At 44.7% G+C, this 6,224-nt stretch carries 7 protein-coding genes and 1 pseudogene; 4 read left to right on the top strand and 4 right to left on the bottom strand.

The window, feature by feature from the left end; genetic code table 11:
- From FTU42_RS14515 to FTU42_RS14500, 4 genes and pseudogenes are all read right to left on the bottom strand, one after another.
- Positions 1–189: pseudogene (locus FTU42_RS14515) on the bottom strand (DDE-type integrase/transposase/recombinase); the annotation flags it as partial.
- Positions 165–479 carry a helix-turn-helix domain-containing protein gene (locus FTU42_RS14510; RefSeq protein WP_140992512.1) on the bottom strand — a complete coding sequence of 105 codons (315 nt, stop codon included), beginning with the start codon at positions 477–479 and terminating at the stop codon, positions 165–167. The gene FTU42_RS14510 and the pseudogene FTU42_RS14515, both read right to left, overlap by 25 nt.
- Positions 472–804 carry a type II toxin-antitoxin system RelE/ParE family toxin gene (locus FTU42_RS14505; RefSeq protein ID WP_180083689.1) on the bottom strand — a complete coding sequence of 111 codons (333 nt, stop codon included), beginning with the start codon at positions 802–804 and terminating at the stop codon, positions 472–474. The genes FTU42_RS14510 and FTU42_RS14505 overlap by 8 nt, the downstream gene beginning before the upstream one ends.
- 39 nt (positions 805–843) lie before the next feature.
- Positions 844–1,776 carry an IS5 family transposase gene (locus tag FTU42_RS14500; RefSeq protein WP_180073018.1) on the bottom strand — a complete coding sequence of 311 codons (933 nt, stop codon included), beginning with the start codon at positions 1,774–1,776 and terminating at the stop codon, positions 844–846.
- A gap of 524 nt (positions 1,777–2,300) precedes the next feature.
- Between FTU42_RS14500 and FTU42_RS14495 the strand changes: the two genes are divergently transcribed.
- From FTU42_RS14495 to FTU42_RS14480, 4 genes are read left to right on the top strand one after another with little or no spacing between them, the layout of a single operon-like run.
- Complete coding sequence (locus tag FTU42_RS14495; protein ID WP_005096088.1) at positions 2,301–3,254, top strand: ABC transporter permease; 954 nt, start codon at positions 2,301–2,303, stop codon at positions 3,252–3,254.
- Positions 3,247–4,209: an iron chelate uptake ABC transporter family permease subunit gene (locus tag FTU42_RS14490; protein ID WP_005096087.1), complete on the top strand. Its 963-nt coding sequence runs from the start codon at positions 3,247–3,249 to the stop codon at positions 4,207–4,209. The genes FTU42_RS14495 and FTU42_RS14490 overlap by 8 nt, the downstream gene beginning before the upstream one ends.
- Complete coding sequence (locus FTU42_RS14485; protein WP_100329936.1) at positions 4,194–4,958, top strand: ABC transporter ATP-binding protein; 765 nt, start codon at positions 4,194–4,196, stop codon at positions 4,956–4,958. Before FTU42_RS14490 ends, FTU42_RS14485 begins: the two co-directional genes overlap by 16 nt.
- Positions 4,959–4,967: 9 nt before the next feature.
- Positions 4,968–5,906, top strand: coding sequence for a siderophore ABC transporter substrate-binding protein (locus FTU42_RS14480; protein WP_104510428.1), 939 nt, complete (start codon positions 4,968–4,970; stop codon positions 5,904–5,906).
- Positions 5,907–6,224 lie beyond the last annotated feature (318 nt).

The raw sequence follows: 6,224 nt of genomic DNA, 5'->3' as shown, positions 1-6,224 counted from the left end.
TTTGGTATTACGTCTAGAAGAAAGATAAAAATCAATGGTATCGCCACGTTGATCGACTGCACGATACAGATAAGACCATCGTCCATTCACTTTTACATAGGTTTCATCAATATGCCACGAGCTCAGATCTGTAGGATTACGCCAATACCAGCGTAAACGTTTTTCTATTTCAGGAGCATAACGTTGAATCCTATATGTTTTCCTGTTGGAAGCTCTACATCAATACGGAGCTTCCCTCCCATTGCCTCAACATACTTTTTCATGGTTGAAATCTTAAGATCATTGCCACGATTTTCTATTGCTGAAAGCGATGGCTGTTTTATTCCCAAAGTTTCAGCAAGCTCTTTTTGAGAAATTTCGAGTTCTTCACGAATAAGATGAAGCTGATTTTCTAGCAGTAATTCATCAGCCATTTTTTGAATACGGGCTTGGCTCTCTGGAGAGCGGCTAGCTAACAATTCTTGCAGAGTCTTAGCCATTAGATTTATCTCCTAGGGTAGTGAGATGAAGTTGGTATTGTTCATCTGCAATATCCAGCATGTCTTTATAAAAACGCTTTTTACCGCCTTTATCAGCAATACATAGAACAATAGCCTGTCGTAAGGGATCAAATGCGAAGAAAGCTCTTAAGGGTCTACCGCGATGTTGAACACGCAGTTCTTTCATATTGGTAAATTTAGACTCATACACAGTATCTACTAAAGGACGGCCTAAACTCGGTCCCTGCTGCTGTAGAACAACCAGGGCAGCTAGGACCTTCTCTTGTGTAGGTTCATCTTGCTGTTCAAGCCGGCTTTGTTGCATAAAGGTTTGAAAGGCTGATTTCCCTTAAGCTACTCAAATTTAAGAGACAACTTGGGTATGAGGGCGACCTAATTCTGTGAATTTATTCAAAACTGCCATGCGTGCATGGATCTCATTCACCTGACTTGGAAAACTCCGCGCTGTTAATTTATCGCCTAATAATTTGATGCAATGCATCTTGGTTTCAACCAAACTTCGACGGTGATAACCAGACCACTTTTTCCAAAGCGATCTGCCTAGCCGTTTGACTGTCTTTAATAATTCATTCCGCTCTATAGACCTCGCTTGCTGATCCTTCCAAGGCTTTGCATTCTTTCTAGGTGGAATGATCGCATGTGCATCTCGATCTAAAATGACTTGTCGGCAGTGCTTTGTGTCATAAGCACCATCTGTATAAACAGAATCAATTGGTTCATCCAAGGGAATTTGAGCAAGTAAATCTTCGAGTACTTGAGAATCACTGACATTATTTGTGGTGAGTTGTACTGCACGTATTTGCAGGGTTTTAGCATCCATAGCAATGTGAAGCTTACGCCATTGGCGACGATATTCAGCCCCATGTTTCTTGCGTTTCCATTCACCTTCACCAAGAAACTTCAAACCAGTAGAGTCTACGAGTAGATGCAGTCCATCACTACTTTTTTGATAGCTAATCGCAATATCAATATGCTTTTGTCTACGACAAAGGGTGGAATAATCCGGAGCTGTCCAATCTAATCCGGAGAGTTTAATCAGACTTTGAACAAAACCTGTGACCATACGTAAAGAGAGTCGGAATAGTAATTTGATCATTGAGCAGCATTGAATCGCTGTATCGGAGTAGGTTTGATTTCGACCTTGCTTGCCTTGTGATTGTGCATACCACTGAGTCTTTGGATCAAACCAAATGGAAATATTACCTCGGTTAATTAAGGCTCGGTTATAGGATGACCAATTGGTTGTACGGTAGATTTTAGAGGCAGGCTTATTCATTTTGAAATTATATTGCTGAATAAGCTTTTGATGCTAGGTTTGTGCAACAAAGCCAGTAAGCCTGAATAGTTCTGCTAAAAATTGCTCACTATAATGGGTCAGGAAGCTTTCTTTTCATTTATCTATCGGGACACAGTACTGGTCATAAAACAGCCATAACAAGGGTTATGAGATCATTCCTCCAATGACCATATTTGCTAGTAGGCGCTGTATTTCTTTCTCCAATTTCAATACCTTCCTAACTCATTAGAAAATTTTTGAGCACCATGACATCAATTTTTTCCAGTTTTATCGTTGCAAAAATGAAATGCTGCGTCGCTTAAACGGCCTTCACCTCTGTTTTTATTTACATTAACTTACAATAGTGAGAATGATTAACATTCATTATCCCGTTAAGCTTTAGCTCTATTTTACTCTCAATAGTTTGATTCATGATCAAATTATGATCTTCATTAAGTAAAAAGATCACTGCATAGTGATGCGCTTTTTTATATTTATATCGCCTGATTCCTGATGAAAATTCCATGAAAAAATTCCGCTATCTGCTGATCCTACTCCTGCTCTGTGCAGGATTATCTTTGTCAGTCGGTGTCGGAGATATGAGCTGGCAGGGTCTATTACAAGGTCAGGCACATGACTGGCAACTGTTCTGGACCAGCCGTTTCCCACGTTTGATGGCCATATTGATTGCCGGTGCGGGGCTGAGTGTTTGCGGCCTGATCATGCAGACCTTGAGCCGCAATCGCTTTGTCTCCCCGACCACAGCCGGATTATATGACTGTGCCCGTCTCGGGGTACTGGTTTCAATTATTCTGCTGCCAACTGCATCGATTTTTCTAAAAACTGGTTTTGCGATTGTAGTCACCCTGCTCGGGGCAATGGGCTTTATGGCGATTTTATCGCGGCTGAAACATCGGGATACTGTATTTGTGCCACTGGTCGGCATGATCTTCGGCAGTATTATTTCTGCCTTTACCACCTTTATTGCCCTGCAAATGGATCTGCTACAGAGCCTTGCCGGCTGGTTACAGGGAGATTTTTCCACCATTTTAAACGGGCAATATGAACTGATCTATCTCAGTGTACCGCTGTTTTTGATCATTTACCTATTTGCCCAGCGTTTTTTATTGGCTGGCCTGGGACAGGATTTTGCTTCTAATCTGGGGCTGAATTATCACCAGACCTTATTTATCGGCCTGATTCTAGTGTCGATCATTACCGGCGTTGTCGTGATTACTGTCGGTGCGATTCCCTTCTTGGGCCTGATTGTACCGAATATTGTCAGCTTGTATCTGGGCGATAATCTAAGTAAAACCTTGGCACCGACGGCTTTACTGGGTGCCTTGCTGGTGCTCATCTGTGATGTTATCGGCCGTATTTTGATCTATCCTTATGAAATCCCGATCAGTCTGATTATGGGGGTATTTGGCAGCGTGATTTTCCTGTGGCTGTTACTACGGAGTTATCGTCATGTCTAATTCGGCCAAATTAGTGCTGCTGAGCTGTGCGGTATTGGCCAGTCTGCTGCTGTATCTCTGCTGGGATCTGGGTCCGGCATGGCGCTATTCACTCGGTCTGCGTTTTAAAACGGTATGCGGCATAGTGGTTGCCGGCACGGCGGTGGGAATTTCAACCCTTATTTTCCACAGTATCGTCAATAACCGGGTGGTTACCCCACAGGCGCTGGGACTCGACAAACTGTATGAGCTGTCCAAAAACCTGATTATTTATATTTTTGGTGCCAGCGCCCTGCTGTCACTGAATATTGTGGCTGATTATTTTATTTCACTGGCGCTGATGCTGGCCTTTGCCCTGCTGCTTTATCATTTTATTTTCAAAAAAGTGGCGGAAAAGAATATCTATTTCCTACTGCTGGTCGGACTGATCTGTGCCACCTTATTTGACAGTATGGCCACCTATATTCAGGTACTGCTCGATCCGGATGAGTTTCAGGTCGCCGCCTATGCCGGCTTTGCCAGCTTCAATTTCGTTAGAGTCGAACCGCTGATCCTGTCGACGCTGACCATTCTGCCAATCCTGATCTATTGTCTGCTAAAGGTGCGGATTTTTGATGTCATGGCACTGGGCCGCGATCATGCGCTCAATCTGGGACTCAATTATGATCGCGAGAGCCGTATCTCGCTGATTCTGGTGGTGCTGGCTCTGGCTTCAGCTACGGCTTTGGCCGGTCCGATGATGTTCCTCGGTCTCTTGGTTCTGAATATCAGTCTGGAAATTTTTAAAACCCATCGCCATCAGATTCTGCTTCCCGGCATGATCCTGGTTTCGTTACTGGTCCTGTTGATCGGGCAGTTTATTGTGCTGCATCTACTGAATTTGCGCACTACGCTCAGTGTCATCATTAACTTTGTCGGCGGACTCTACTTTTTTTGGATCTTATTGAAGGACAATAAAAAATGGCAATTGTCTTAGAACATATCAGCAAGCATTATCATGAGAAAACCGTGGTCAGGCAGGTGTCTCTCGACATCGGTGAAGGACAGTTCACAGCCTTTATTGGGCCGAACGGTGCCGGTAAAAGTACCCTGCTCGGCATCATGAGCCGGCTGATGAACCCGGATGCGGGTCAGGTGATGCTGGACGGGGAAAATTTGCAACAGATGAAAAATGCCGAGATTGCCAAGAAAATGGCGATTTTAAAACAGGCCAACCATACCGAATTGCGTCTTTCGGTTGAAGATCTGGTGGCATTTGGACGCTTTCCCTATTCACATGGCCATCTGACTGCTCAGGATCATCAGATGATTGACCAGTCCATTCAATATATGGAACTGGAGCCGATGCGACACCAGCAACTGAGTGAACTGTCAGGTGGACAACGCCAGCGTGCTTATATTGCCATGGTATTAGCGCAGGACACCAAATATATCCTGCTGGATGAGCCGCTCAATAATCTGGACATGAAACATTCAGCCCAGATCATGCGGGTGCTTAAGGACCTGTGCGTCAATCATGGTAAATCCATCATTGTGGTGATTCACGATATCAATTTTGCTTCGGTCTATGCCAACCAGATCATTGCCATGAAACACGGTGAGCTGGTCTATCAGGGCACACCGCAGCAGATCATGCATGAAGATATTCTGCAGGATATTTTCGATTTTCATATTCCGATTCAGCAAATCCAGCAACATCAGCTGGGCCTGTATTTTATTAGTTAGGAGACATCCATGCAATTCAAAACCAGCGTATCTGTACTGCTTGTCACCGGTCTTTTGGCCGCATGCAGTCCGACGGATGCACCTTCTGGCCAGAACACGACATCTGAAATGCAGCAGTTCGAGAGTCAGGCCGGTAAAATCAGTATTCCCAAAGAATTAAGCCGGATCACGGTGCTGGATACGAACTCCTTAAATACCATCCATACTTTGGGCGGCAGTGATAAAGTGGTGGCGCTGCCGCAAGGCACTCCGTTACCGGCAGCGCTGCAGCAGTTTAATAACAAGAGCTATATCGATGTCGGTACAGCGAAGGAACCCAATCTGGAAAAAATTGCCGAAAGCCAGCCGCAGCTCATTTTAATGAGTGGACGCATGGAAAACTTGATGGGCCAGATTCAGGGGATTGCCCCGGTGTATTTCAATCAGGTGGATTATCGCGACCGTTTTAATTCTTTCAGCCAGCATACCTTGAATATTGCGGATATGCTGGGCAAACGTGCTGAAGCCGAGCAGCAGCTGGCTACGCTGTCTAAAGACATCGATGCCCTGCAGGAAAAAACCAAGGATAAAACTGCCTTGGTGATTCTGGTCAATAACAACAAACTCTCTGCCTATGGGGTCGGTTCACGTTTTGGCCTGATTCATGACCTGTACGGTTTCCAGCCAGCCGACCCAAGTATCAAGGTGGGGACGCATGGCATGTCGGTATCGCATGAATTTATCGCCGAAAAGAATCCGGACTACCTGTTTGTGATTGACCGCAGTGCGGCGATTACCGAAGGTGACGGGGGTGCACGCAAGGTACTGGACAATAATCTAGTCAGACAGACCAAGGCGGCTAAAAACGATCATATTGTTTTTCTGGATTCTAGCACCTGGTATTTGATCAACGACAGTCTGGGCGGCATGCAAGCCATGCTCAAAGAAGTAGAGGCAGTGGTAAAATAATTTCCAATGCTGAAAAGACCGAAAGGCTCATCTCTTTGTGTGATAACGCATGAATAAATGAGTTCAAAATAGGTAGCTGAAAATAGACTGGTCGTGGTGATTTTAAAGTTGTCTCTCCTGATTTTAGTCATTGAGCTGAAGTAGAGGTGGCAGAAAACCGTTGAACTGAGACGCTTATCAGTATTTATCTGACGGCACTGTTGCAAATAACCACGAATGGTAAGCTGAAGACTGTTTTAGCTAAAGGTGCAGCATATGAATCCTTTCCATGGTCGGCATTTTCAGGGCGAAATCATTCTTTGGGCTGTGCGCTGGTAT

Source organism: Acinetobacter sp. YH12102, from assembly GCF_013419125.1.
GTDB classification, from domain to species: Bacteria; Pseudomonadota; Gammaproteobacteria; order Pseudomonadales; family Moraxellaceae; genus Acinetobacter; species Acinetobacter pseudolwoffii.
This window is presented reverse-complemented; position numbering and strand designations above follow the sequence as displayed.

Excerpts from the sequence above, each read along its gene's own strand:
- FTU42_RS14510 (WP_140992512.1), bottom strand. The coding sequence starts at position 479 with ATGGCTAAGACTCTGCAAGAATTGTTAGCTAGCCGCTCTCCAGAGAGC.
- FTU42_RS14505 (WP_180083689.1), bottom strand. The coding sequence starts at position 804 with ATGCAACAAAGCCGGCTTGAACAGCAAGATGAACCTACACAAGAGAAG.
- FTU42_RS14500 (WP_180073018.1), bottom strand. The coding sequence starts at position 1,776 with ATGAATAAGCCTGCCTCTAAAATCTACCGTACAACCAATTGGTCATCC.
- FTU42_RS14495 (WP_005096088.1), top strand. The coding sequence starts at position 2,301 with ATGAAAAAATTCCGCTATCTGCTGATCCTACTCCTGCTCTGTGCAGGA.
- FTU42_RS14490 (WP_005096087.1), top strand. The coding sequence starts at position 3,247 with ATGTCTAATTCGGCCAAATTAGTGCTGCTGAGCTGTGCGGTATTGGCC.
- FTU42_RS14485 (WP_100329936.1), top strand. The coding sequence starts at position 4,194 with ATGGCAATTGTCTTAGAACATATCAGCAAGCATTATCATGAGAAAACC.
- FTU42_RS14480 (WP_104510428.1), top strand. The coding sequence starts at position 4,968 with ATGCAATTCAAAACCAGCGTATCTGTACTGCTTGTCACCGGTCTTTTG.